This window comes from Flavobacterium sp. FlaQc-49 (genome assembly GCF_044005985.1).
GTDB lineage: Bacteria > Bacteroidota > Bacteroidia > Flavobacteriales > Flavobacteriaceae > Flavobacterium > Flavobacterium cupriresistens.
In genome coordinates, this window is record NZ_JBIPCS010000005.1 from 338,835 (window position 1) to 365,305 (window position 26,471).

A 26,471-nucleotide genomic window follows, 5' to 3' on the forward strand; every position below is an offset into this window, starting at 1 on the left:
GTTAATTAAATTGTTCAAAACAATTAATCCCCTTTCCTCACAACAAAATATGGTTGCCTAATTTTATAACAGGCTAATTTCAAATAAACAAAGTATGCAATTAAGCAACGAAGAAGAAGATTATAACCTATCCCTATCCAAATTTGAGTCGATGTTAAAAACTAACAAAGTACTCTTTTTTGATTCTGAAGAATTTGAAGAAATTATTCTTCATTATTTAGACATAGGTAAGGCTAATTTAGCAAAAAAAGCCTTAAAACTCGCATTGGATCAGCACCCAAAATCTACGGGCTTAAAACTAGTACAAGTAGAAATGCTGGTTTACGATGACAAACTCGACATCGCTGAAAAGCTTTTGAATGAGTTGTATGCAATTGAACCTAACAACGAGGAAATTTACATCCAGAAAGCCAATATTTGTTCTAAGAGAGACCAACACGAAAAAGCGGTAGAATTACTTAAAATTGCGCTGCAATATACAGACGATTACGCTGACGTGTACAACTTAATCGGAATGGAATATCTGTTTATGGATAACCTTGAGATGGCAAAAGACAGTTTTATCAAATGTCTTGAAGAAGATTTAGAAGATCAATCTGCTTTATACAATGTGGTGTATTGTTTTGAATTTTTAGATCAAAATCAGGATGCCATTGTATATCTGAACGATTATATCAACAAAAACCCGTACAGCGAGATTGCCTGGCATCAGTTGGGTCGCTTGCACTATGGTGTTAAAGAATATGAAAATGCCATTCGTGCCTTTGATTATGCAACCATCATAGACGATGAGTTCTTAGGTGCCTTTATGGAAAAAGCAAAAGCTTACGAACGCCTGAAAGACTACAGCAAAGCCATCGAAAGCTACAACCGTACCATCGAATTAGACGATGCTACCTCGTATGCTTTGTTGCGTATCGGAAAATGTCATGAAAAACTGGGCAATTCAGCCAAAGCATTACAATATTACAATCAGACCGTACATGAAGATCCGCTTTTAGACAAAGGATGGATCGCGATTACTGATTTTTATGTTCGTCAAAAAAACTTCCAGAAAGCCTTATTCTTTGTCAACAAAGCATTGGCTATCGACAATCAAAATCGTTTGTATTGGAAACGTTACGCAACGATAAACAAACAAATGAACTTCTTTGAAGAGGCTGAGTTTGGGTATAGAAAAGCAGTCGAATTTGGCGATTACGCCTTAGAAACCTGGTTATTCTGGGTTGATATTCTTCAGTTTTTAGGTGAATTTGAAAGCGCCATCCAAACCTTATTGCAGGCGTCGGAATACTTCCCTGAAGAAAATGAAGTTGAATATCGTCTTGCGGGATTGTATTTTATGATTCAGGACAATACAAAAGCTAAATTTCATTTAAGCAACGGATTACGTTTAAACTTTGACAATTACATCTTAATCGAAGATTTGTTTCCGGTAGTCTGGACCAAAAAAATGGTTAAAAATTATATTGAAAAACACAGAAAGCAATAATGATTGACACTTTAAAAAGACGTTTTGGCTTACTGGGCCGTAACATTAGCTACTCTTTTTCGAAAGGATATTTTACTGAAAAATTTAGCAATGAAGTTTTTACCGGCAACAGCTACGAAAATTTTGACATTTCAGAAATCAATCACTTCACCGGATTAGTAAAAAACAATCCGGATTTAAAAGGATTAAATGTTACGATTCCGTACAAAGAGCAAGTCATTCCCTTTTTAGATAAACTTTCAAAAAAAGCGGCTTTAATAGGCGCTGTTAATACCATAAAATTTACCAAGAGCGGTAAATTAAAAGGATACAATACAGACTACTATGGTTTTAAAAAATCATTAAAGCCACTATTAGAACCCCATCACAAAAAAGCACTCATTTTAGGTACCGGTGGTGCCTCAAAAGGGGTTGCTTTTGCTCTTGATGAGCTTGATATTCTTTATACTTTTGTTTCGAGAGAAGCCAAAGACAACATCATTGATTACGATTTAATCAACGCTACTACTTTTGACAATTATCAAATTATAATCAATTGTACTCCGGTAGGCACAAGCCCTAATATTGAAGCCTGTCCTGACCTGCCGTATGAATATTTCACCAATAAGCATATCGCTTATGATTTAATTTACAATCCGGAAGAAACTCAATTTCTAAAAAATGCAAAAGAACGTGGTGCTGTTATAAAAAATGGCTACGACATGCTTATTTTTCAAGCCGAAAAAGCCTGGAAAATCTGGAATAAATAAAAAACCGGCCGTCCATAAAATGTTAAAGTAATTTTCGTACATTAGACTACTCGTTAATAGGTAGTTATGAATAAATCGTTACTTATTCTATTTTTTTTAATTGCCACGGCTACAAATGCTCAAGGAACAGTTGAGTCCAAAAGCCCTTTTTCAGAGCCCCGTTATCATTATTTTCTTAAAACCATATTACTTTTTAATGAGTATTTAGATACCGACAATGGTTCTTTTAATACTACACAAGTACGTGCTTTAGTTCCGATTGGAGACAAAGCCTGGAATTTACGGTTTGACCTTCCTTTAATATCAGCCAATACCAATTCGATAAATAAAAGCGGGATTGGAGATGTTGGCATGGGGGTTAGTTACATTCCTTTTATGGAGAGACAAAACGGTATTGCCCTCAGAGCAAGAGTATATGCCAATTCTGCCGCAGATCCCAACTTCGGATCGGGCAAATGGGTTGTCATGCCGGCCGTTTTTTATGGGAAATATATGAGCGATAAAAAATTCCTTTGGATCACTTCCTTAGAATATCAGGCGAGTTTTGCCGGTTCCAGTGAACGAAGTGATATTAATGTCATTGCTTATGAAAATGTACTATTTCATTTTTTTGGCAAAAACTGGATTGCTGCCGATGTTGCTTTTCGGTACAATAGTATTTTAGAAGGCTTTCAAAATAATGCTTTTTTAGAATTTGGCCGAAAAATTACCCCTACTAACCTCGCCTACATCCATCCGAGTGTGGCTTTTGGAGGAAACAAAACATACAACTATGGTTTGGAGGTTGGTCTTCTAATCTTATTCTGACAAAGATCTTTGACTACAAAATTTCAGATTTCTTAAAATAAAATCCTTAATAGAAAACGAAATAATCAATTAATAGCATTTTTCTAAAAATGGTATAGGGTCAAATTTTGAATTTATTTCAGAAAACGAAACAAAAAAAAGAATATCACATCCCTAAAACAGAACAATAAATAAGGATTTCATCGAAAAATAGTGCATAAACAAACGATTTATTTTGTATTTAGAAACACCTTTACTATCTTTCGCTCTACTTAAACCAATAAACCTTATACATTTAAAATGTTAGAAGAAAAGAATGATAACCTGCAAGATGCAGACGGAAAACTAGAAATCGAGATTAGCGATTCTATACAAGACAATGTGATTGAAGAATCTGATTCTGAAACTGCAGCGGAAAATTTAGTTTCAACTACTGAAATTGAATTAGAAACTGTAGCTGAAACTCCGGAAGCAGATCATCAAGAGGCATTAGATGCGATCACCAATTCGAACGCTGAGGAAAGTGAAGATGAAACGTTAAAAGAACGTCATGAAATCCCTATGCAGGATTATGATACTTTTACGCTAGATACTCTTGTTGACGAACTGAAAAAACTTGTAAATACAGACAAAGTAATGTCTGTAAAAGAGCATATCGAAGAAATCAAGAAATCATTCTTATTACAATACAATCATCTTATAGAGGAGAAAAAAGAAGAATTCAACGCTTCTAAACAAGATCCTAATGAAGAATTTGAATACCATTCTCCATTAAAATCTAAGTTTGATGAATATTATTCTATTTTCAGAGAAAAGAGAAATGCGCATTTCAAACATTTACAAACCAATTTAAAATCTAATTTAGACAATCGACTTGCAATTGTTGAGGAGCTAAAAGAACTTATAAACCCGCAGGAAAACATCAAAGACACGCTTAAACATTTTAATGATTTAAGAGAGAGATGGAAAAATGCAGGACCAATTCCAAAAGACAAATACAATCACGTTTGGAACAACTATCACTTTCATGTAGAAAATTTCTATGATTATCTGCACTTAGATCGTGAAGCCAGAGATTTAGATTTTAAATACAACTTAGAGCAAAAACAAAAAATTATAGCTCGTGTTGAAGAATTGGTAAACGAAACGGATATCAGTAAATCTTTCAGAGAATTACAAGACCTACACCGAATCTGGAAAGAAGATATCGGACCTGTTTCTAAAGAACACCGTGATACCATCTGGAACAAGTTCAGTGAACTGACTAAAAAAATCCATGATAAAAGAGAGGTTTTATTTGAAAGCCAAAGAGCTAATGAGCAACAAAATCTTGAAATTAAAAAAGAGATTATTGGTAAATTAGAAGTTCTGGGAACTGAAAAAGTAAACTCCCATTCGCAATGGTTGCTACAAATTCAAAAAGTAGAAGCGTTAAGAAATGAGTTCTTTGCAGCGGGAAAAGTGCCGTCTGAGGTAAACGAAGAAACCTGGGCTTCTTTTAAAACTGCCGTTAGAAATTTCAACTCTTTTAAAAATTCTTTTTATAAGGACATTAAAAAAGATCAAAACGACAACTTAAATAAAAAAATGGCTCTTGTTGCCAAAGCCAAAGAATTACAAGAAAGTACTGATTTTGGTGCCACTACTCCAATCATGAAACAAATTCAGGAAGAGTGGAAACAAATTGGTCATGTTCCTAAAAAATATTCTGATAAAATCTGGAAGGATTTCAAAGACGCTTGCAATCACTATTTTGATAAATTAAAAGAGCACAAATCAGAGGAAAACGGTGATGAAGTAGCGGCTTTTGACAACAAAAAAGCGTACTTGGACATCTTAAGAGCTTACCAGCTTACCGGAGACCACAAAACTGATTTGGACGCTATAAAATTACATATTGAAACTTGGAAAGACTTTGGTAAAGTACCTTTCTCAAGACGTCATATTGAAGGGAAATTCAATAAAATCCTGGATGCTCTTTTTGAAAAATTAAGTTTGAGTAAAAAAGAAACCGAAATGATGCGTTTCTCTAACCGTATAGATTCTTTATCGGAAAGTAACGACACCAGAAAACTGGACAACGAAAAAATCTTCTTAATGCGCAAAATTGAAGAGGTTCAAAATGAAATCTTCCAATTAGAGAACAACATTCAGTTTTTTACCAATACAAAAAATGCTAAGAAAGAGAATTCAATTGTTCTTGAAGTTCGTAAAAACATTGCTGTTCACAAAGAAAGCCTTGATGTTTGGAAAGACAAATTAAAACAATTACGTAATCTAGGTCAGGAATAAGACTTTTGATTTAAAAATATAAAAGGTGTAATGAAATTCTCATTGCACCTTTTTTTTATGCACTTTTTTTTAAGCGCAGGGTTCGCAAAGCAAGATCAACATAAAGTTTTTCGGACTCCTATGTTTGTCTCGTTAAAAACGCTCTATAACGTTCTTTTATGAATTATTGTCACCCTGAGCGTAGTCGAAGGCTGGTTTGGTAAAAAGGGCTTCGACTTCGCTCAGCCTGACAAATGGAGGAAAGAAGAGAAAAACTGTTTGGCATTTTTGCTTGGAAAACTTTGGAATCAAGTTCAGAAGATGCAGAGAAACAAAAATCTCGCGAAGTCGCAGAGTCGCGAAGTTAAAAAATCAGTATAAAAACTTGGCGGCTCTGCATCTTTGCGAGAAATAAAGCCTAAAATCACCAACAAAATAAACAGAAGAAGATTTACACAAATTACTCCACATTTTTTTTGACTTGATACAAACTTTGCGCACAATTATGTTTTCAAGCATTTCTCCCAGAAACTTAACGTTCTAATTAAATTTCATAAAACTATTCTTTAAAATATTGATTATATTTGAGAATCAGAAGATTGTAAACCTTTAAATAGTATCAATATGAAATTTACAAGAAAAGCAAATGCCAACTGGAAAGGTACGGGCATGGAAGGAAAAGGAACTATCAGTACACAAAGTACTACATTAGACAATGCGCAATTGTCCTTTAAAACAAGATTTGCAGACGGAGTCGGAACGAATCCGGAAGAACTTATTGCAGCAGCGCATTCGGGCTGTTTTACGATGCAATTAAGTTTTTTACTTAACGAAGGAGGTTTTACCGCAGATGATTTAACTACAGAAGCGACAGTAACCTTTGAAGACGGCACTATAACTTTGATTCATTTGGATTTAAAAGGAAAAGTCCCTTCTATTTCAGCAGAAGAATTCGAAAAAACGGCTGCTAAAGCGAAAGAAATTTGTCCAATATCAAAGCTTTTAAATACTACAATTACGTTAACTGCTACTTTGGTAAGTTAGACGAAACTTTAAAGCATAAAAAAACCAAGGTCAAGCCTTGGTTTTTTTTATACTAATTCATTTCTGCTTACATTGTAGCTTTCAAAGCTTTTGCTTCAGCAGTCATTTCTAATGCTTTGTAAACACCTAATAATGTTTTAGAAACATCTTCGTTTTTAGGATCTAATTCGTTTGCTTTTTTAAGGTAAGGAATAACTCCTTTAAAAACAGACTCTCTTTGCGCTTTTAAAACGTCATAACGTTTCATATCTTTTGCAGAAGTACCCAATTTGTTCATTTCTTCAATGATTGGTTTCTCTGCTTCTAATTTTAAAGCTGCAAGGTTAAGATAAGCGTTTGTATAATCCGGTTTGATTTCGATCGCTTTCAAATAGTATTTTTCAGCGTCAGCAGGATTTTTAGCATTGTTGCTAATTACCCCTAAGTTAAACAATAGATCAGCATTGTTCGGGTCTTTTTGTAAAGCCTCGTTAACTAATTTTTTGTACGTTTCAAAATCTTTAGTTTCTAAATATAGATTGGCTTCTGTAAGCAACAAAGTAGAATCTTCCGGGTTTGCTTTTCTAGCATCTGCAACGGCTTTTTTAGCATCTTCAATACGTCCTTTTTGAACCAGGATTAAAGCAAGATTTTTGTTGATCTCACCTCTTTTAGAAGGAATTGCTTCTGTTCTTGGTTTTTCGTGAGTTCCTAATTTTACAGCTAAATCTCTTTCATTAGCATTATTAAAACCGTCTTCGTTTTTAGTTGCTTTGTTTAATGCCAAATAACTAGTTCCTTTTCCGGAATAATTTACTTTTTTCAATTCTTCGTACATTGGTAAAGCTGCATCATAGTCTTGAGCATTTACCGCTGTTGAAGCTGCGTAGTACAAGTTAATTGTATCTTTTTTATCTAACAAATAAGCTTCGTATAATTTCTTTGCACCGTCAGCATGTTTGCTTGCTTGTGTATCAGCAATAGCCGAGTTAATCAAGTTTCCTTTAATTTGAGTAATTGAAGTAGCAGCCTGAGTAGAGTATTTTAACTTTCCTGACTCTTTTTCAATATCAATTAATTTTTTGTAGCTCTCTGCTGCAAGAGATAAGTTTTTACTTTCTTCAACTTTTTTGTTAGCCAAATCCAAGTAAGCGTTCCCTTTTACAAAATAGTATTGTGCTTGTTCTACATCTTTAGCATTAACAACTAAATTTTCGGCATCTTTTAGTATTGTGATAGCCCCTTGTGCGTCTCCGTTTTTTAATGCTTTCTCAGCACTTTTAATCTGATCTTTTTGAGCAAAAGTAGCTACTGAAATCAATAATGCTGACGCAAGTATTACATATTTACTTTTCATAATAGTCAATTTGTATATTTAATTTATTTTTGTGGTTTACTTATTCTTCTGATTCTTCTTCAGAATCCTCTTCGTCTTCTGTTTCTTCTTCAGCATCGTCTTCATCGTCCTCTTCTTCTGCCGTACCGTCGTCTTCAAGAACTTCTAAATCCGGCTTCACTCTTTCTATCGCTGATTCGATAACATTACCATCTTCGTCAACCACAACTTCTGCTACATCGTCTTTCATTACTTTTGTAACAGCAGCGATTGAATCTTTTCCTTTTAAGTTAATCAATCGAACTCCTTGCGTTGCACGACCCATTACACGTAAATCTTCAATTGCCATTCTGATTGTTAATCCAGATTTGTTGATAATCATCAAATCATCCGCATCGGTTACCGCATTAATCGAAATTAATTTCCCTGTTTTCTCCGTGATGTTAAGTGTCTTAACTCCTTTTCCTCCACGGTTCGTAATTCTGTACACATCTTCACCATCATCATCAACCAGTTTGGTACGTTTACCGTATCCGTTCTCGGTTACTACTAAGATTTGTGAATCGTTAACGTTGTCTTTATCAACAGTAACCATACCAATTACTTCATCGGTATCGTCTTTTAGCGTAATTCCACGAACTCCGGAAGCTGTTCTTCCCATCGGACGGGTTTTAGTTTCTTCAAAACGAACTAATTTACCGGATTTCACAGCCAGGATAATTTGGCTTTCTCCATTTGTTAATTTCGCTTCCAGTAATTCATCCCCTTCTTTAATTGTAATTGCAGCAACTCCATTTACTCTAGGCTTAGAATATTTCTCTAAAGATGTTTTCTTAACCTGTCCTTGTTTGGTTACCATGACAAGGTTATGACTGTTGATATACTCTTTGTCTTTTAAATCTTGTGTACAAATGAAAGCTTTTACTTTATCATCGCTTTCAATGTTCACCAAGTTCTGAATTGCTCTACCTTTTGCGGTTTTGCTTCCTTCCGGAATTTCGTAAACACGCATCCAGAAACATTTTCCTTTTTGTGTAAAGAACATCATATACTGGTGGTTGGTTGCCACGAACATATGCTCAAGGAAATCCTGATCTCTTGTTCCTGCGCTTTTTTGTCCAACGCCACCTCTGTTTTGTGTTTTGTATTCTGTAAGGTTCGTACGTTTGATATAACCGGCGTGCGAAATGGTAATAACCACATTCTCATCGGCAATTAAATCTTCAATACTTACATCACCACCTGAATATTCGATTAGAGAACGACGGGCATCGCCATATTTCTCACGAATTTCTTCCAGTTCTTCTTTAATTAAGTTCGTTCTAAGAACTACATCTGCTAATAAAGCCTTCAAATGCTCTATTAATTTCATTAACTCTTCAAACTCAGCTCTTAACTTATCTTGCTCCAGACCTGTTAACTGACGCAAACGCATTTCTACGATGGCACGAGCCTGAATGTCTGACAAATTGAATCTTTCAATTAATTTATCACGTGCTTCTTCTGTATTTTTCGAACCTCTGATGATCGCGATCACTTCATCGATATTATCAGAAGCAATAATTAATCCTTCTAAAATATGTGCTCTTTCTTCCGCTTTACGCAATTCAAAACGAGTTCTACGCACTACTACATCGTGACGGTGCTCAATAAAATAGTGAATCATATCTTTCAGATTCAACATTTGTGGGCGACCTTTTACTAATGCAATATTATTTACACTAAAAGAAGATTGTAATGAAGTGTATTTATATAAGGTATTTAAAACTACGTTTGGTGTAGCATCGCGTTTCAGGATATACACGATACGCATACCGTTTCTATCTGATTCGTCACGGATATTGGCAATCCCTTCGATTTTTTTATCGTTAACTAAATCAGCTGTACGTTTGATCATTTCGGCTTTGTTAACCTGGTATGGAATCTCTGTAACGATAATACATTCTCTTCCGTCTACTTCTTCGAAACCAACTTTAGCACGCATTACAATACGTCCTCTACCGGTTTTAAAAGCTTCACGAACCCCTTCATAACCATATATCACACCTCCTGTTGGAAAATCAGGAGCTTTAATATGTGTCATTAATTCGTCTATTTCAATATCATTATTATCCAGATACGCTAATGTACCGTTGATAACTTCTGTTAAATTGTGTGGTGGCATATTAGTTGCCATACCAACTGCAATACCTGTTGCTCCGTTTACTAACAAAGTAGGAACTCTGGTTGGCATTACTTTTGGCTCATATAAAGTATCGTCAAAGTTGAGTTGAAAATCAACTGTTTCTTTTTCGATATCTGCCATAATATCTTCCGAAATTTTACGCATTCTTGCCTCAGTATAACGCATTGCTGCCGGACTGTCACCATCGACAGAACCAAAGTTACCTTGGCCATCTACTAATAAATAACGCATACTCCACTCTTGAGCCATACGCACCATAGCGTCATAAACAGAGGTGTCACCATGTGGGTGATACTTACCCAAAACCTCTCCTACGATTCTCGCTGATTTTTTGTGTGCAGATCTTGAAGTTACTCCTAAATCATACATTCCATAAAGAACTCTTCGATGTACCGGTTTCAAGCCATCTCTAACATCCGGAAGTGCTCTTGATACAATTACTGACATCGAATAATCGATGTAAGCTGATTTCATTTCATCCTCTATGTTAATAGGAATTAACTTTTCTCCTTCAGACATAAGTTGTTATATTAAATAATTATATTAATTTCAAAGCGTGCCAAGATACGGTTTTTTGAAATTTTTATAACTATCTTCATACACTTATTTCAATGATTTATTAACAACTTTATTTTCAATTTCAGTTAATAAATTAAGCGTTTTTTAACGCTATAATTGCTATTTTTTTTGTCTATTAGCTGTCATGAGATTCCGAAGGGTACGGTTTTTGTTTTTCACACAGTAATTCACTAAATTTACAATACATTACAATTATATATTATGGATGATAATTTTTCACCAAGAGTAAAAGATGTTATTACCTACAGTAAAGAGGAAGCCTTGCGTTTGGGCCACGACTTTATTGGTACTGAGCATCTAATGCTGGGCATTTTGAGAGATGGAAACGGTAAAGCCATTCATATTCTCAATAACCTGGCTGTTGATTTAGATCATTTACGCAGAAAAGTAGAAATACTCAGTCCAGCCAATCAAAGCGTTGAAGTCAATGCCGAAAAGAAAAATCTTCATCTTACCCGACAAGCTGAAAGAGCTCTGAAGACCACCTTTCTTGAAGCAAAAGTATTTCAAAGTTCATCGATCAGCACGGCACACCTGCTGTTATGCATCTTACGAAACGAAAACGATCCCACAACCAAGCTATTGAATAAACTAAAAATAGATTATGATATAGCTAAAGAACAATATTTAAATATGACTCCAAACGAAGAAGAATTCTTAGAAAACTTGCCAAGAAACGAATCATACAACGACGATTCAGGACAAGATGACAGTCTTAAAGAAAGTAGTTTTAACAATCCCGCCAATAAGTCAAACAAAAAGTCAAAAACTCCGGTTTTAGATAATTTTGGGAGAGATTTAACAGAAATGGCTGAGGAAGGAAAACTGGATCCGGTTGTAGGACGCGAAAAAGAAATTGAACGCGTTTCTCAAATCCTAAGCCGTAGAAAAAAGAACAATCCGCTACTTATTGGAGAGCCGGGAGTTGGTAAATCTGCTATTGCAGAAGGTCTGGCTTTACGCATTATTCAGAAAAAAGTATCTCGTATTCTTTTCAACAAACGTGTCGTTACCCTTGATCTGGCCAGTTTAGTAGCCGGAACAAAATACCGCGGTCAGTTTGAAGAAAGAATGAAAGCCGTTATGAACGAGCTGGAGAAAAACGACGATATCATTCTTTTTATTGATGAAATTCACACTATTGTAGGTGCCGGTGGAGCAACAGGTTCTCTGGATGCTTCCAACATGTTCAAACCTGCTTTAGCAAGAGGAGAGATCCAATGTATTGGAGCAACTACTCTTGATGAATACAGACAATACATCGAGAAAGACGGAGCTTTAGAAAGACGTTTCCAAAAAGTTATTGTAGAACCAACTTCTGTTGAGGAAACAATCGCGATTTTAAATAACGTAAAAGACAAATACGAAGACCACCATAATGTTACGTACACCAAAGAAGCAATCGAGGCTTGTGTAAAATTAACCAACAGATATATGTCTGAGCGTTTTTTACCGGACAAGGCTATCGATGCTCTTGACGAAGCAGGATCTCGTGTACACATTACCAACATTGATGTTCCGAAACAAATTTTAGATTTAGAACGTCAGCTGGAAGAAGTGCGTGAGCTTAAAAATATGGTTGTTAAAAAACAAAAATATGAAGAAGCAGCCAAACTTCGCGATGATGAAAAACGCATCGAAAAAGACCTAGCTGTAGCTCAGGAACAATGGGAAGAAGACTCTAAAAACAACCGTATTGAAGTTACAGAAGATAATGTAGCCGATGTTGTTTCTATGATGACCGGAATCCCTGTAAACAGAATTGCACAAACAGAGAGCAATAAATTAGCACAATTACCGGAACTAATTCAAAACAAAGTAATTGGTCAAAACGAAGCTGTTCTGAAAATTGCCCGTTCTATTCAACGTAACAGAGCCGGACTTAAAGATCCGAACAAACCAATTGGTTCGTTTATTTTCTTAGGTCAGACCGGAGTTGGTAAAACACAATTGGCTAAAGTTTTAGCAAAAGAATTATTCGATTCTGAAGATGCGTTAATACGTATTGACATGAGTGAATACATGGAGAAATTCGCTATTTCCCGCTTAGTGGGAGCGCCTCCGGGATACGTAGGTTACGAAGAAGGCGGTCAATTAACTGAAAAAGTACGTAGAAAACCGTACTGTGTTGTTCTTTTAGACGAGATCGAAAAAGCACATCCGGACGTGTTCAACATGATGCTTCAAGTGTTAGATGACGGTTATTTAACAGATAGTTTAGGTCGTAAAATTGATTTCAAAAACACGATCATCATCATGACTTCTAACGTTGGAGCCCGTCAGTTAAAAGACTTCGGACAAGGTGTTGGATTTGGAACTGCTGCGAAAATAGCTCAGGCCGATGATAATTCAAAAAGCATTATCGAAAATGCATTGAAAAAAACATTTGCTCCGGAATTCTTAAACAGAATTGATGATGTTATCGTTTTCAATGCATTAGAAAAAGCAGATATTGATTTAATCATCGAAATAGAACTTAAAAAACTGTACTCTCGTGTTGCTGAATTAGGATACAGCCTAAATCTAACCGATAAAGCCAAAGCATTTATCGCAGAAAAAGGCTTTGACAGACAATTTGGTGCGAGACCACTAAAAAGAGCGATTCAGAAATATGTTGAAGATTTATTAGCAGAAGAGATCATTACCTCAAAAATACATTCCGGTGATGAAATTTTAATGGACCTTAAAGACGACTCTCAAGAACTTTCTGTAGAAATACACAAAGCCGAAGAGCCAACAAATCAATAAATACTTATTTTTATAACAGAAATAACAAACCCGTTACGTTTTTATAACATAACGGGTTTATTCTTTAGTCCAAATCCTCGATTTATTAAAAGCAAATAGTTATTTTTGACTATTAAATTCTATAATAAAAAACAACGTATGCTTCAAAACAAAGTCATTTTAGGTAGCGAAGAATGGTGCTCATTTCCAGAACTAGGAATCCCAACAATCAAGGCTCGTGTGGATTCCGGTGCAAAGACATCGGCATTGCATGCTATAAACATAGCTCCTTTTATTAAAAATGATACCAACTGGGTAAAATTCGACATTAACCCGATTCAGAATAACATCAAAACCATCATACATTGTGAAGCACCGTTGGTTGACAAAAGAATTGTAAAAAGCTCCAGTGGTTTCAGAGAACACCGTTACGTAATCCAGACGCATCTTAAAATTGGTGATGCGAAGTGGCCTATCGAAATGACGCTAACCAATAGAGATTCAATGGGTTTCAGAATGCTTTTAGGTCGCGAGGCCATGAGCGGACGTGTATTGGTTGATCCGGAAGAAAAGTACTTATTAGGACAACCAACTCCGGAATCCTTAAAAGAATTATATCAAAATTCAGAAAAAGCAACTTCCGGTTTAAGAATCGGACTTCTGGCCAGCAATCCTGAATTATACAGCAATAAAAGAATCATGGAGGCCGGTGAAATGCGTGGTCACGAAATGCACTTTTTGAACATCAAAGAATGCTACATGAAACTGGATGCAAAAACTCCCGAAATTCATTACAGAGGCGGAAAAATTCTTAATCAATTTGACGCTATCATTCCACGTATCAGACCAAGTATTACATTCTATGGTTGCGCTTTGACACGTCAGTTTGAAGCATTGAAAGTTTTCTGTTTAAATTCGGCTACAGCCATCACACAATCCCGCGATAAATTATACTCCTTACAACTGTTATTAAATAGTGGTATTGACATTCCGACGACTGGTTTTGCTAATTCTCCATTAGACACCGACAACTTAATTAAAATGGTTGGTGGCTCTCCGTTAATTGTAAAATTATTGGAAGGAACACAAGGAAAAGGAGTTGTTTTGGCAGAAACCAAAAAAGCAGCAGAAAGCGTTATTAATGCCTTCAAAAGCTTAAATGCCAATATCCTTGTTCAGGAATTCATTAAGGAAGCCAACGGAAAAGACATTCGTTGTTTTGTTATTGACGGAAAAGTAGTGGCTGCCATTCAGCGTGAAGCTATGCCGGGCGAATTTAGAGCCAATATCCATCTTGGCGGAACCGCTTCTGTTATAAAAGTAACAGCCGAAGAGAAAAAAATCGCCATAAAAGCCGCAAAAGCAATGGATTTAAAAGTGGCTGGGGTAGATATCATTCGTTCTTCAAAAGGACCATTATTGCTTGAGGTAAACTCTTCGCCGGGCCTTGAAGGAATTGAAGGCGCAACAAACAAAGATATTGCCGGAGAAATGATCCGAGCGATTGAGAAAAATTTCAAACTATCTTAAGTAAGTTCATTAAAACTTAACTACAGCATAATTATTTTAGCAGCTTTGTCAAGGTTTAAAACTTTGACAAAGCTTTTTTATTTAACTTTATTAAAAAAAGCAATGTTGTACCCTTATCTTGATATTATTTTCCGAAGTGTTGCTGTCTATTTTTTCATGACCATTGCACTCCGAATCTTTGGCAAAAAAGAACTTTCACAATTAAATACTGCCGATATTATTCTGATTCTTTTAATTAGTAATTCAGTTCAAAATGCGATGGTTGGCCCGGATACAAGTCTTTGGGGTGGACTGGTTGCAGCTTTAGTGTTGTTTGTAATTAATTTCATTATTAAAAAACTAACACACAAATACAAAGTCCTTAACGATCTGTTATTAGACAAACCCGAGATTCTTATTCACAACGGAAAATTAGATTTTAAATCCCTAAGCAAATTAGACATTTCCCACGACGAATTAAAAGAAGCCATGCGTGAACATGGATTAGAGCATTTCACCGATGTAAAGCTTTGTATGTTGGAAATTGACGGTACAATCAGTGTTATTTCTCAAGACAAAACAAACTTAAAAGAGACCCACTACAAGCGTAAGCACAATCACAAGAATTTTAGGAAATAACATTTGGTATAAAAAATGAAATGTGCCTATGTTTATAAAATAATATTACAAATGTTAATGTTTAATAACACAAAAAAAAAGCTACTTTAAATAAGAAAGCAGCTTTTTTGCTATTTTAATTAATTAGTATTATTTCCAAAACTGATACCATTTATTCTTGCTCGTGAAGAACTCATACGTTTCCACATCTATATTTTTAATTGTCGAATTTGTTAAACCAAAAGGCTTTAGTCTAAGATTTAAATTCACCAAAATATAATTTTGTTCTTTCGGAAATCTTTCGGAAACACTTTTGTAATGCCTTAATAACTTTTTATCTTCAAGTCCATCCAAAGCTTGTAAGGCTGTACGAACAACAGAGTTTGTTTTGTCATTTAAACCCTGAATAAAAGTTTCAAGATATTTACTTTTATTTTTTAACTGACCAAGTGAATAGTAAGCACTAATCCTAATATCTTCATTCTCATTAGATGCAAAAGGCGCAATTATTTCACCATAATCTATACTCATTTCTTTTAATAAATAAGTACAAAATCGAAACGTTTCTTCATCATTTATCTTTCCAACATTTGTCTCAATACTTTCAAGCCAGTCGCTGCTTTTCTCCTTTGCATACCAAAAAACAAACTGAAAGACCTGCAGTAAATTTTCGTTTGCATATTCAATTAAATGAACGTGTGCTTTGTTGTAATCAAACTTTGTCAGTATTTGAAGTAAAACTTCCTGAATTTCTCCGGATCTTAATTTACACTCTGCCTCTATAACATCTAAAGTTTCCGTATCCAGTTTAGCCTTTTTTAAAAGCGCATTTAAGCAGTCTTTTTTAATATTGAATTCGCTCACAGAAAAATATGTTTCCAAAAGATCCTCTGCTTTACCTCCCATTGAATATCCAAACCAAGTTGCAGTATCTACAATCAGATCTCCTGAAATTACTTCATCAAGCCATCTTTCATACCAATCCAAAAAATTATTTTCGAAAGTAAATTTCGGTTTTTGCCTATCAAGGTCAAGATTAACAACTCTGCCTTTAAATTCACCATTTAATACAAGCCCATGAATATAACTGCATCCTTGTGATCCAAGAGGCAAAATTCCTGAAAATATTTTCCCTAATTCGATTTCAAAATCCTCATCTGAAATACCTTCTTCATCAATATTTTTTGTTATTTCATCCCAATATTCATCCGTCATATTTGGATACCAAACACAATCCTGACTTAAATACTCTTTTGTATTTTTATCGATCAATTCCTCGATCATTTTTCCAAATGGGTAAATACCATAAAACGGACCAGCTCCTGAAGCATTAAAACCTATCCCTCCATTGCCAACATTAATCAAAAAAGCTCTATAACACTCAGGCAATTCTAAATCATATTCCTTTTCAAATTTTAAAATATCTTTCTCATTCAAAGTATACCCTAAAGCATACTTATGCTCTTCCGAACCAAATACTTTTAACTTTACATCAGCATTTTTAGCTTTAATAAGCTTATTTTTTATTCTTTGTACCTGTTCTACAAACATCATTAACTGTTTAAATGGTAAATATATGGAATGTTCAATTTTAAAAAATAAAAAAAAAGGATAAAATCTTTCGAAATTATCCTTTTTCCTATGTTTAAAAATGTAAAATTTAAATCTCACATTTTACAAAAATCATTTTATTTAAATAAAAATACTCAATACAAAATACACTAAACCTGCTAAAATAGCCGAAATAGGAATCGTTAACACCCAAGCCCAGATCAAACTTACGGTTACCCCCCAACGAACGGCAGATACACGTTTTGTCAATCCAACACCAATGATAGAACCTGTAATTGTATGTGTTGTACTTACCGGAATTTTTAAATGCTCTGTAAAATAAAGCGTTAAAGCCCCAGCAGTTTCAGCAGCAACACCTTCAAAAGAAGTTACTTTTGTGATTTTTGAACCCATTGTTTTTACAATTTTCCAACCACCACTTAAAGTTCCGGCTGCAATTGCAGAATAACACGCTAATGGAATCCAAGGCGGCATTTTGAATGCTCCATCATCTGATGGCAGAACTACATCTAACCATTCATTCATGTGCACACCAGGATTAGCATTAATATAAACCGCAACTGCTGCTGCAATGATACCCATTACTTTTTGCGAATCGTTTCCTCCGTGTCCTAAACTAAAAGCAGCAGAAGATAACAATTGCATTTTCTTTAATGCTCCGTCAGCCTGATGTAGATTTAAACTACTAAATATCAAACAAAAAGCACTTACAGTTAATACGATAAAAGCAACTAAAAACCATTTAATATTGTGAGGTTCAAAAGCAACACTCCAAAAAACAGATGATGTAAAACGGGGTGCCTTACCTCCTTTTATGATTTCCTCGTAAGGAATCATTTGGGTGTAAACAAACCAAACCGTAACAATCATTAATACTGCCGTGAATATCTTAGGATAAATACTTTTACGAGAAGCATTTAACAACCAAATCGAAATTAAATACGAAGCCAAAGCTCCTAACAACGGCGCTAAAACAATAAAAGCAATAATAATAAGAACACCGGAAGGCATTCCACCATCTTTTCCTGCCTTATACCAACTGACAATTTGATACCAATAATGCGTAGTTCCATCTTCACCAACATAACCTGAAAGACCGTGTACAGCGATCGCATGCGCTATTGCTGCTCCTGCAAAACCACCAATTAAAGTATGCGATGAACTCGAAGGAATTCCAAGCCACCAGGTCAATAAATTCCAACAAATTGCCGCAATAACCCCTGCCAGAATAACAACCAGGTTAATTTCCATGGTGTTTGCTGTTTTTGCAACAGTATCCGCAACACCAAATCCGAAAACCCAGTAAGCCAGAAAGTTAAAAAATGCTGCCCAAAGAACGGCCTGAAAAGGCGTTAATACCTTTGTCGCAACAACTGTAGCAATAGCATTTGCCGCATCATGAAAACCATTGATGTAATCAAAAATTAAGGCTAATACTATAATAATTATAAGTAGCGTCATAAATTATAACTTCAGAATGAAATAAATTGAATTTAAGAATGTTTTACAGAAATAGATTCCAGTATGTTCGCAACACTCTTACATTTATCTGTTGCTGATTCCAAAACAGATAATACCTCTTTATATTTAATAATATTTTTAGCATCTGTTTCGTTTTCAAAAATTTCAAAAACTGCTTTATTATAAACGTTATCTGACTTGTTTTCCAGTTTATTAATTCTGGCACAAGCATCTTTTATGACTTTGAAATTCTTTAAATTTCTTAACTCTTTTACAGCACTATCAATATTCTGACAAGCTTCAAGGTTAATTTCTGTCATCTTTCTGATTGATTTTGTAATCTTATCAACCTGATACAATCTCATTCTGCTTGCTGCTCCGTGAAGGTAATCTGCTACGTTATCAATAGACGTAATTAAGGTATGAATATCCTCTCTGTCAAACGGAGTAATGAAATTTCTACTCAATTCAAGATTGGTCTGACGCGTAATGTCTTCTCCTCTTTGCTCTAACTCATCAATTTTTTGAAAAAGAACTTCTCTTTCTTTCAATGGAAGGTTTACAGCTTCGTGTAAATTAGAAGCTAATTCAATTAAATTACTTGAAGCTTCTTCAAAAAGTGGAAAGAATTTTTTGTCTTTCGGCACTAAAAATTGGAAAATACTGTTTATTGACATTTTTTTATTTTTGATAGCGCAAAATTACTTCATTAATACTTTGTAATGTTAAGCCATTGTTAACAAATCGTTTTCAATTTGAAAACTGTTCAGGAACGATACTGTTTTTTCGATGTCATAATGCAAAATTCGGTCTTCTTTTACCAAAGGCACCACTTCTCTGTAGCTCGTTAAGAACATTTCGATGAAATCACTTGATTTTAAAGGTTCTCTGTACGCAATAGCCTGTGAAGCATTTAACAACTCAATTGCCAAAATACGTTCAATATTATCCATAACACGTAATGCTTTGGTAGCACCGTTTGCTCCCATACTTACGTGATCTTCCTGTCCGTTACTCGAAACAATACTATCAACACTTGACGGAGTAGCCAGTTGTTTATTTTGACTCGCAATACTTGCCGCTGTATATTGTGGAATCATAAAACCGGAATTTAACCCCGGATTATCAACCAAAAACGCCGGAAGATTACGCAATCCTGAAATCAACTGATAGGTTCTTCTTTCTGAAATACTTCCCAATTCAGCCAAAGCAATTGCCATAAAATCTAATGCCAAAGCCAAAGGTTGTCCGTGAAAGTTACCTCCAGAAATAATCTGATCTGACTCAACAAAAATATTTGGATTGTCTGTAACAGAATTAATTTCTGTTTTGAATACTTTTCTAACATAATCAATCGCATCTTTTGAAGCTCCGTGAACCTGTGGTATACAACGGAATGAGTAGGGATCCTGAACATGTTTCTTTTCCTGAGCAATAATCTCACTTCCTTCTAAGAACTCATTGATGCGTTGTGCCGTCACAATTTGCCCTTTGTGAGGACGTATAAAATGGATCAATTCATTAAAAGGCTCTATTCTTCCGTCAAAACCTTCCAATGAAATAGCTCCGATCAAATCTGCCAAATACGAATATTTATAAGCTTTAATTAAAATATGAGCTCCGTAAGCACTCATAAACTGAGTTCCGTTCAGCAATGCCAAACCTTCTTTGGATTTCAAGACAATTGGCTCCCAGTTAAAATGTTTCATAACTTCTGCTGAAGCTACTTTTTTTCCTTCAAAAAGCACTTCTCCTTCTCCCAACAAAGGCAAAGACAAATGTGCCAAAGGGGCTAAATCTCCGGAAGCTCCTAATGAACCTTGTGTATAAATAATAGGTAAAATATCGTTGTTGTAAAAAGCAACCAGACGATCTAACGTTTGCAATTGAACTCCCGAATGTCCGTAACTTAAAGATTGAATTTTAAGCAACAACATCATTTTTACAATTTCAGACGGTACTTCCTCTCCTGTTCCGCAAGCATGCGATTTTACAAGATTTTCTTGTAATTTTGACAGGTTTTCATTTGAAATTTTCACATTACAAAGTGATCCAAAACCAGTATTGATTCCGTAAATAGGCTCAGAATGTGACGCCATTTTTTTATCTAAATAATCGCGACATTTCTGAACGTTTACTTTTGCTTCTTCTGATAATTCAAGTGTTTTTTGATTTACGATTATTTCTTGTAAATCTTCTAAAGTTATGGTCTCCGTACTTATATAATGAATCTCTCTCATGTTGTTTAAATATTTTAAGATGTCAAAATTCAACAAATCAATATTAAAAAGCAACATTTGTTCATAATAATTAAAATTGCCACAATCTAATATTGCCAATTCTAATCATTTCATATTATTAACCATATAAATCTTATAATAACGTATAACCCGAATAAACCGATTTTTTAATAGTCTTCAGAAAATCAAAAAACTAAAAAGTCTATTAAATTTATAGACTAAACCGCTTTTTCAACTGAATTTGTCATTAAATTCAAACAACTTTTGACTTAACGACCTCAATAAAAAGTAAATAAATATACGAATAAGCTTATTTTATATATTGAATTTTATAAAATACTCAATATTGAATTTTATATTTTTGAAATAATGAAATATTCGCAAAAAGAAAATAAAGATTTTTAACTTTTATAAAAAACTGTACTTTTGAAAAATCAAAATGAAAAGTAACAGCACTACATATCAATCTTCTACAGTAACTCCAATCGGAGCTGTAATTGCTGTTATCACAATTTCTACAACAACAACTACCCCTTAGGGGTATACACTTTTACATATAATCCTGATTGTCTATACTTTTTTCTAAAAAGAAGAAAGCTATTGGATAGATAAAAATATTTGCATCAAAGAAAAAAAATCATCAAAATGAAAGTATTAAAATTTGGCGGAACTTCGGTTGCCAATGCACAAAATATAAAGCTCGCTCTCGAAATAATAAATCAAAATTCCAAACAGGAAAAAGTAGTTGTAGTGGTTTCCGCATTAAGCAAAGTAACGGACCTTCTTCAATTGGCAGCTGCAAAAGCCGCAGCCAACGACGAAAGTTTCAGGGAAATTATTGCCGAAATCGAGAAAAAACATCTTGACACTTTAAAAGAACTGATTCCGGTAAGCGAACAAAGTAGCTTGTTAAGTCATATCAAAAGAATTATAAATCATTTAGAAACTTTATTGGACGGTTGTTTCTTGCTGGGAGAATTATCCCCTAGAACAGCAGATACTATCTTAAGTTTCGGTGAATTGTTATCTTCTTTTATCATTGCACAAGCTTACCTGCAAATCGATAAAAATGCCGTTTACAAAGACAGCCGTGAACTCATTAAAACCAATAATAACTTTGGTAAAGCAGCTGTTAACTTTGAAGTATCCAATCAATTAACTCACGACTATTTTACTAAAAACGAATCACAAATCACTATTTTGCCGGGATTTATTGCCTCCACTCTTGATGGAATTACTACCACTTTAGGTCGCGGTGGTTCTGATTATACTGCTGCTATTATTGCCGGCGCTTTAAATGCAACACAACTGGAAATCTGGACTGATGTAAACGGAATGTTTACCGCAAATCCTAAAATTGTAAAACAAGCAAGACCAATCGCTACTATTTCATACCAAGAAGCTATGGAGTTGTCTCATTTTGGGGCAAAAGTGCTTTATCCACCTACAATTCAACCCGTTTTAAGGAAAAATATTCCAATTTTAATCAAAAATACTTTTGAACCCGAAGCCGAAGGAACTTTAATTTCTGATCAGGTTTCATCAAAAGATACTGTTGTAAAAGGAATCAGCCATATTGATCATATTTCTTTGCTAACGTTGGAAGGCCCTGGAATGATTGGAGTATCGGGTTCATCAAAACGTTTGTTTGAAGTATTGTCTCAGGAAAAAATAAATGTTATTTTTATCACTCAGGCCTCTTCTGAACACTCTATTTGTATCGGAATTCTGAATTCTGACGCCGAAAATGCCGAGGCCGCAATCAACAGAGCTTTTGAAATTGAAATCCTTCAAAACAAAATAGATCCTTGTATCGTAGAAAAAGACCTTTGCATCATTGCTTTGGTTGGCGAAAACATGAAAAATCACCAAGGTCTAAGCGGTAGAATGTTTAGCACTCTGGGGAAAAATAACGTAAACATCCGTGCCATTGCACAAGGTGCTTCTGAACGTAATATCTCAACTGTAATCAACGAAAGAGATGTTAAAAAAGCACTGAATACCTTACATGAGAATTTCTTTGAAGAAAACACCAAACAGCTCAATTTGTTTGTAATGGGTGTTGGAAATGTGGGAGAAAAGTTCATCGAGCAAATTCACAATCAGAAGAAATTCTTAAAAGACAATCTGAAGATTAATGTTCGTGTGATTGCTTTGTCCAATTCCAGAAAAATGCTTTTTGACGAAGACGGCATTTCGCTTAAAGAATGGCAAAATGATTTAGACAAAGGAGAACCAGCTAACAAAGAAGCCTTTATCGAACGTGCTAAAGAAATGAATTTACGTAACAGTATTTTTGTCGATATCACAGCAAATGCAAGTGTTTCCGATACCTATGAACAGTTTTTAAAACAAAGTATGGCAGTCGTAACTTGTAACAAAATTGCTTGTTCGTCTGCGTATGCCAACTATAAAAAACTAAAAAACCTATCGCGTCAGTACAATGCTCCGTTTTTGTTTGAAACAAATGTTGGTGCGGGATTACCTATTATTGATACCGTAAAAAACTTAATCGCTTCGGGTGATAAAGTGCATAAAATTCAAGCCGTTTTATCGGGAAGTCTGAATTTTATCTTTAATAATTTCGATAAAAACAATTCTTTTCACGATGTGGTAAAAGAAGCCGGAGTACAAGGATTTACCGAACCTGATCCTAAAATTGACTTAAGCGGAATTGACGTTGCTCGTAAAATACTGATTTTAATTCGCGAAAGCGGTTACGAAATGGATATCGACGCCATCGCCAATGAATCGTTTTTGCCTGCCGAATGTTTATCGACAACAAACAACGATGACTTTTTCGCAACCTTAATCAAACATGCACCCCATTTCGAAAACATTTACGAAGAAGCTTTAAACAAAGATTCAAGGCTAAAATATGTAGCACAATTCGAAAATGGAAAAGCGAGCGTTGGTTTACAGTTTATCCCAAAAGAGCATCCTTTTTATAATTTAGAAGGAAAAGACAACATTGTTTTGTTCTACACCGATCGCTACGTCGATCAGCCCTTGCTTATAAAAGGTGCCGGAGCAGGTGCAGCGGTTACCGCTTCAGGGATTTTTGCAGATGTGATTAGAATTGGAAACATATAAATTTTTGTTTCAAGTTTCATGTTTCAAGTTTTTGTAGCACGTTCTGCAAAAACTTGAAACATGAAACCTGAAACCTGAAACAAAAAAAAATGACAGAAATAAAACTATTTTGCCCGGCAACAATCGCGAATCTTTCGTGTGGATTTGACGTGCTTGGACTTTGCTTAGACAACGCGGGTGACGAAATGATTGTTCGGAAATCGGATCAAAAAGGGGTACGAATTACTAAAATTATTGGCGCCGATTTGCCATTAGAAACAGAAAAAAATGTTTCGGGGGTGGCTGCTTTAGCGATGTTGGAAACCTTAGAGGAATTGGATTTTGGTTTTGAAATTGAAATCTACAAAAATATCAAAGCCGGAAGCGGTATCGGAAGCAGTGCAGCCAGTTCTGCGGGAGCTGTTTTCGGAATCAACGAATTGTTGGGAAGACCTTTTTCCAGAAAAGACTTGGTGCAATTTGCTATGCAGGGCGAAAAACTAGCCAGTGGAAACGCACATGCAGACAATGTTGCCCCTGCCCTTTTAGGCGGTTTTACTTTGGTAAGAAGTTACAGTCCGCTTGATATTATTAGAATTGACAGTCCCGAAGAATTGTTTGCTACGGTGGTTCATCCTCAAATCGAGTTGAAAACTTCTGATGCCCGTTCTGTATTAAAACAAAATGTTTCCCTTAAAAGCGCCATCATGCAATGGGGAAATGTCGGCGGATTGGTAGCCGGATTATACACCAAAGATTATGACCTGATCGGACGTTCGCTTCATGATGAAATCGTAGAGCCTTTAAGAAGCGTTTTGATTCCGGGCTTTGATTTAATTAAACAAACAGCTATAGAAAATGGCGCTTTAGGTTCGGGGATTTCAGGCTCCGGTCCTTCCATTTTTGCCTTAAGCCGCGGAAAAGAAACCGCAAACCGAATTGCAAAGGCCATGAGCGACGTTTACGAAAAGATGAATCTGCCTTATGAAATTCACGTTTCGAAAATTAATCCTGATGGGGTTAGGATTTTGTAATTTGAAAAGAATTAAAAATTAAAAATTCAGAATTAAAAATTTTGGGTACCGTTTGTCATTTCAAACGAGAAATCACACAAGTGAGGACATACTGTTGTCGAGTTCCGAGTGGGATTTCTCCTTACGTCGAAAAATGACAAAAAGAACCGCTAATAATTAAGATTTAGAAATCAGAATTATTCACAACAACAATTCTAAAATCTAAAATCTAAAATCTAAAATTAGAAATGAAATACTATAGTTTAAACCACAATGCCCCAAAAGTTTCTTTTCAGGAAGCTGTAATACAAGGATTAGCGAGTGATAAAGGATTATATTTCCCGGAAGAAATCACGGCTCTAGATCCTTCTTTTTTTGATAAAATCGAAAGTTTAAGTCACGAAGAAATAGCTTTTGAAGCGATTAAACAATTTGTTGGAGACGAAATTCCGGCTTCAACTTTAAAAGAAATTATTGCCGAGACTTTGTGTTTTGATTTTCCGGTGGTGCAAGTCGAAAACGGAATTTACTCGTTAGAATTATTCCACGGCCCAACAATGGCTTTTAAAGACGTCGGAGCCCGATTTATGTCGCGTTGCCTGGCTTACTTTAATAAAGATAAAAAAGATGCTAAAAATACTGTTTTGGTAGCAACCTCGGGAGATACGGGCGGTGCTGTCGCCAGCGGATTCCTTGGCGTTGATGGCGTTGATGTGGTCATTTTATATCCGTCAGGAAAAGTGAGCGACATTCAGGAAAAACAACTGACTACTTTAGGACAAAACATAAAAGCTCTTGAAGTCGATGGTGTTTTTGATGATTGTCAAGATATGGTTAAAAAAGCATTTTTAGATGAAACCTTGGCACATAAAAATTTGACCTCGGCAAATTCTATTAATATTGCACGTTGGTTACCGCAGATGTTCTATTTTTTCTTTGCCTACAAAGCCTTGAAAAATCAAAACAAACCGTTGATTTTCTCTTGTCCAAGTGGGAATTTCGGAAATATATGTGCCGGAATTATGGCAAAAAAATTAGGTTTACCAATTGAACATTTTGTAGCTTCAACAAACGTAAACGATACAGTGCCAAGATTTTTGGAAAACGGAAAATACGATCCGAAGCCTTCTAAAGCAACCATTTCTAATGCTATGGATGTTGGAAATCCAAGTAACTTTATCCGAATTCAGGAATTGTACAACAATGATTTAAAAGCATTCGAGAAAGATTTCTCTTCTTACAGTTATACGGATGAAGAGACATTAGTTGCTCTGAAAAACATTTACAATACCGACGGTTACATCGCAGAACCACATGGTGCTGTTGGGTACTTAGGCTTGAAAAAAGAACTGCAAAAACACGAAAATGCCATTGGAATTTTCTTAGAAACCGCTCATCCAATTAAGTTTTTAGATGTGGTTGAACCTGCATTAGGAATTTCACTTCCTATTCCGACACAAATTGAGAGTGTTATGGATAAAGAGAAAGTAAGTGTGAAGATTGGGAGTTATGAGGAATTGAAGGCGTTTTTGGGGTAATTTGCTCTGCTTATAAAATTTTAAAAGTCATGGATTATGAGGATTTTGTTCTTGTAATTTGTGGCTTTTTTTTTAAATATTAAATTCTAATCAAAATTCGATTCTAATTTCCCCGTGTCATTGCGAACGTCACACTCGCGAAAGCAAACAAAATCAAGCTAGAAATAAATTTGTGTCTTGTCCTGAAATAGGTTTACACAAAAGTGTAACAAAATGGAACGATATACAAAAATATCAACCTCAAAATGGCAATCTAAATACAGTGAAGAATTTAAGAGATTTGTCTGTAATGAATTTTTA

Annotated in this window: 17 protein-coding genes; 11 read left to right on the forward strand and 6 right to left on the reverse strand. The window is 35.1% G+C overall.

Going from position 1 to position 26,471, the window contains the following annotated elements; all coding sequences use genetic code 11:
- Positions 1-94: 94 nt before the first annotated feature.
- From ACHRV3_RS13500 to ACHRV3_RS13520, 5 genes are all read left to right on the forward strand, one after another.
- Positions 95-1,492, forward strand: coding sequence for a tetratricopeptide repeat protein (locus ACHRV3_RS13500; protein ID WP_047776073.1), 1,398 nt, complete (start codon positions 95-97; stop codon positions 1,490-1,492).
- A complete protein-coding gene (locus ACHRV3_RS13505; protein ID WP_047776075.1) occupies positions 1,492-2,241 on the forward strand; it encodes a shikimate dehydrogenase in 750 nt (249 codons plus the stop codon). The genes ACHRV3_RS13500 and ACHRV3_RS13505 overlap by 1 nt, the downstream gene beginning before the upstream one ends.
- A gap of 66 nt (positions 2,242-2,307) precedes the next feature.
- Entirely contained in the window at positions 2,308-3,048 is a 741-nt protein-coding gene (locus ACHRV3_RS13510; RefSeq protein WP_395435038.1) for a lipid A phosphoethanolamine transferase, read from the forward strand.
- 279 nt (positions 3,049-3,327) lie between these two features.
- Positions 3,328-5,319 carry a DUF349 domain-containing protein gene (locus tag ACHRV3_RS13515; RefSeq protein WP_395435039.1) on the forward strand — a complete coding sequence of 664 codons (1,992 nt, stop codon included), beginning with the start codon at positions 3,328-3,330 and terminating at the stop codon, positions 5,317-5,319.
- A 603-nt stretch (positions 5,320-5,922) separates the two neighbouring features.
- Complete coding sequence (locus ACHRV3_RS13520; protein ID WP_047776081.1) at positions 5,923-6,342, forward strand: OsmC family protein; 420 nt, start codon at positions 5,923-5,925, stop codon at positions 6,340-6,342.
- A 67-nt stretch (positions 6,343-6,409) separates the two neighbouring features.
- On the opposite strand, the gene ACHRV3_RS13525 is transcribed toward ACHRV3_RS13520, so the two are convergent.
- Positions 6,410-7,678 carry a tetratricopeptide repeat protein gene (locus tag ACHRV3_RS13525; protein WP_230001598.1) on the reverse strand — a complete coding sequence of 423 codons (1,269 nt, stop codon included), beginning with the start codon at positions 7,676-7,678 and terminating at the stop codon, positions 6,410-6,412.
- A gap of 40 nt (positions 7,679-7,718) precedes the next feature.
- Positions 7,719-10,361 (reverse strand): DNA gyrase subunit A, encoded by a 2,643-nt coding sequence (gene gyrA / locus ACHRV3_RS13530; RefSeq protein ID WP_395435040.1) that lies wholly within the window; start codon positions 10,359-10,361, stop codon positions 7,719-7,721.
- 261 nt (positions 10,362-10,622) lie between these two features.
- Here gyrA and ACHRV3_RS13535 point away from each other — a divergent pair, with 261 nt between their 5' ends.
- From ACHRV3_RS13535 to ACHRV3_RS13545, 3 genes are all read left to right on the forward strand, one after another.
- Entirely contained in the window at positions 10,623-13,169 is a 2,547-nt protein-coding gene (locus ACHRV3_RS13535; RefSeq protein ID WP_230001596.1) for an ATP-dependent Clp protease ATP-binding subunit, read from the forward strand.
- Between the two features lie 138 nt (positions 13,170-13,307).
- A complete protein-coding gene (rimK, locus tag ACHRV3_RS13540; protein WP_047776087.1) occupies positions 13,308-14,678 on the forward strand; it encodes a 30S ribosomal protein S6--L-glutamate ligase in 1,371 nt (456 codons plus the stop codon).
- Between the two features lie 102 nt (positions 14,679-14,780).
- Positions 14,781-15,296 (forward strand): DUF421 domain-containing protein, encoded by a 516-nt coding sequence (locus ACHRV3_RS13545; protein WP_047776309.1) that lies wholly within the window; start codon positions 14,781-14,783, stop codon positions 15,294-15,296.
- Positions 15,297-15,425: 129 nt separating this feature from the next.
- On the opposite strand, the gene ACHRV3_RS13550 is transcribed toward ACHRV3_RS13545, so the two are convergent.
- The 4 genes from ACHRV3_RS13550 to hutH are packed head-to-tail and all read right to left on the reverse strand — an operon-like array spanning position 15,426 to position 20,548.
- Complete coding sequence (locus ACHRV3_RS13550; protein WP_395435041.1) at positions 15,426-16,946, reverse strand: SMI1/KNR4 family protein; 1,521 nt, start codon at positions 16,944-16,946, stop codon at positions 15,426-15,428.
- A gap of 21 nt (positions 16,947-16,967) precedes the next feature.
- Positions 16,968-18,308, reverse strand: a complete 1,341-nt coding sequence (locus tag ACHRV3_RS13555; protein WP_047776090.1) for an inorganic phosphate transporter — start codon at positions 18,306-18,308, stop codon at positions 16,968-16,970.
- Between the two features lie 32 nt (positions 18,309-18,340).
- A complete protein-coding gene (locus ACHRV3_RS13560) occupies positions 18,341-18,985 on the reverse strand; it encodes a DUF47 domain-containing protein (RefSeq protein WP_056250900.1) in 645 nt (214 codons plus the stop codon).
- A gap of 48 nt (positions 18,986-19,033) precedes the next feature.
- The gene (gene hutH / locus ACHRV3_RS13565) at positions 19,034-20,548 is read right to left on the reverse strand and encodes a histidine ammonia-lyase (protein WP_047776311.1); all 1,515 of its coding nucleotides are present in this window, start codon (positions 20,546-20,548) and stop codon (positions 19,034-19,036) included.
- 645 nt (positions 20,549-21,193) lie between these two features.
- On the opposite strand from hutH, the gene thrA reads away from it, so the two are divergent.
- From thrA to thrC, 3 genes are all read left to right on the forward strand, one after another.
- Complete coding sequence (thrA, locus tag ACHRV3_RS13570) at positions 21,194-23,641, forward strand: bifunctional aspartate kinase/homoserine dehydrogenase I (RefSeq protein ID WP_395435042.1); 2,448 nt, start codon at positions 21,194-21,196, stop codon at positions 23,639-23,641.
- Between the two features lie 89 nt (positions 23,642-23,730).
- Positions 23,731-24,654: a homoserine kinase gene (locus ACHRV3_RS13575; RefSeq protein ID WP_395435043.1), complete on the forward strand. Its 924-nt coding sequence runs from the start codon at positions 23,731-23,733 to the stop codon at positions 24,652-24,654.
- Positions 24,655-24,881: 227 nt separating this feature from the next.
- Positions 24,882-26,171 carry a threonine synthase gene (gene thrC, locus ACHRV3_RS13580; RefSeq protein ID WP_395435044.1) on the forward strand — a complete coding sequence of 430 codons (1,290 nt, stop codon included), beginning with the start codon at positions 24,882-24,884 and terminating at the stop codon, positions 26,169-26,171.
- The last annotated feature ends 300 nt before the right edge of the window (positions 26,172-26,471 follow it).

What these genes read in the sequence shown, in the direction of transcription:
- ACHRV3_RS13555 (WP_047776090.1), bottom strand. Translation starts at nt 18,308, where the DNA reads ATGACGCTACTTATAATTATTATAGTATTAGCCTTAATTTTTGATTAC.
- ACHRV3_RS13560 (WP_056250900.1), bottom strand. Translation starts at nt 18,985, where the DNA reads ATGTCAATAAACAGTATTTTCCAATTTTTAGTGCCGAAAGACAAAAAA.
- ACHRV3_RS13505 (WP_047776075.1), top strand. Translation starts at nt 1,492, where the DNA reads ATGATTGACACTTTAAAAAGACGTTTTGGCTTACTGGGCCGTAACATT.
- ACHRV3_RS13525 (WP_230001598.1), bottom strand. Translation starts at nt 7,678, where the DNA reads ATGAAAAGTAAATATGTAATACTTGCGTCAGCATTATTGATTTCAGTA.
- ACHRV3_RS13575 (WP_395435043.1), top strand. Translation starts at nt 23,731, where the DNA reads ATGACAGAAATAAAACTATTTTGCCCGGCAACAATCGCGAATCTTTCG.
- ACHRV3_RS13545 (WP_047776309.1), top strand. Translation starts at nt 14,781, where the DNA reads ATGTTGTACCCTTATCTTGATATTATTTTCCGAAGTGTTGCTGTCTAT.
- thrC (WP_395435044.1), top strand. Translation starts at nt 24,882, where the DNA reads ATGAAATACTATAGTTTAAACCACAATGCCCCAAAAGTTTCTTTTCAG.
- rimK (WP_047776087.1), top strand. Translation starts at nt 13,308, where the DNA reads ATGCTTCAAAACAAAGTCATTTTAGGTAGCGAAGAATGGTGCTCATTT.
- ACHRV3_RS13535 (WP_230001596.1), top strand. Translation starts at nt 10,623, where the DNA reads ATGGATGATAATTTTTCACCAAGAGTAAAAGATGTTATTACCTACAGT.
- gyrA (WP_395435040.1), bottom strand. Translation starts at nt 10,361, where the DNA reads ATGTCTGAAGGAGAAAAGTTAATTCCTATTAACATAGAGGATGAAATG.
- thrA (WP_395435042.1), top strand. Translation starts at nt 21,194, where the DNA reads ATGAAAGTATTAAAATTTGGCGGAACTTCGGTTGCCAATGCACAAAAT.
- ACHRV3_RS13510 (WP_395435038.1), top strand. Translation starts at nt 2,308, where the DNA reads ATGAATAAATCGTTACTTATTCTATTTTTTTTAATTGCCACGGCTACA.
- ACHRV3_RS13500 (WP_047776073.1), top strand. Translation starts at nt 95, where the DNA reads ATGCAATTAAGCAACGAAGAAGAAGATTATAACCTATCCCTATCCAAA.
- ACHRV3_RS13515 (WP_395435039.1), top strand. Translation starts at nt 3,328, where the DNA reads ATGTTAGAAGAAAAGAATGATAACCTGCAAGATGCAGACGGAAAACTA.
- ACHRV3_RS13520 (WP_047776081.1), top strand. Translation starts at nt 5,923, where the DNA reads ATGAAATTTACAAGAAAAGCAAATGCCAACTGGAAAGGTACGGGCATG.
- hutH (WP_047776311.1), bottom strand. Translation starts at nt 20,548, where the DNA reads ATGAGAGAGATTCATTATATAAGTACGGAGACCATAACTTTAGAAGAT.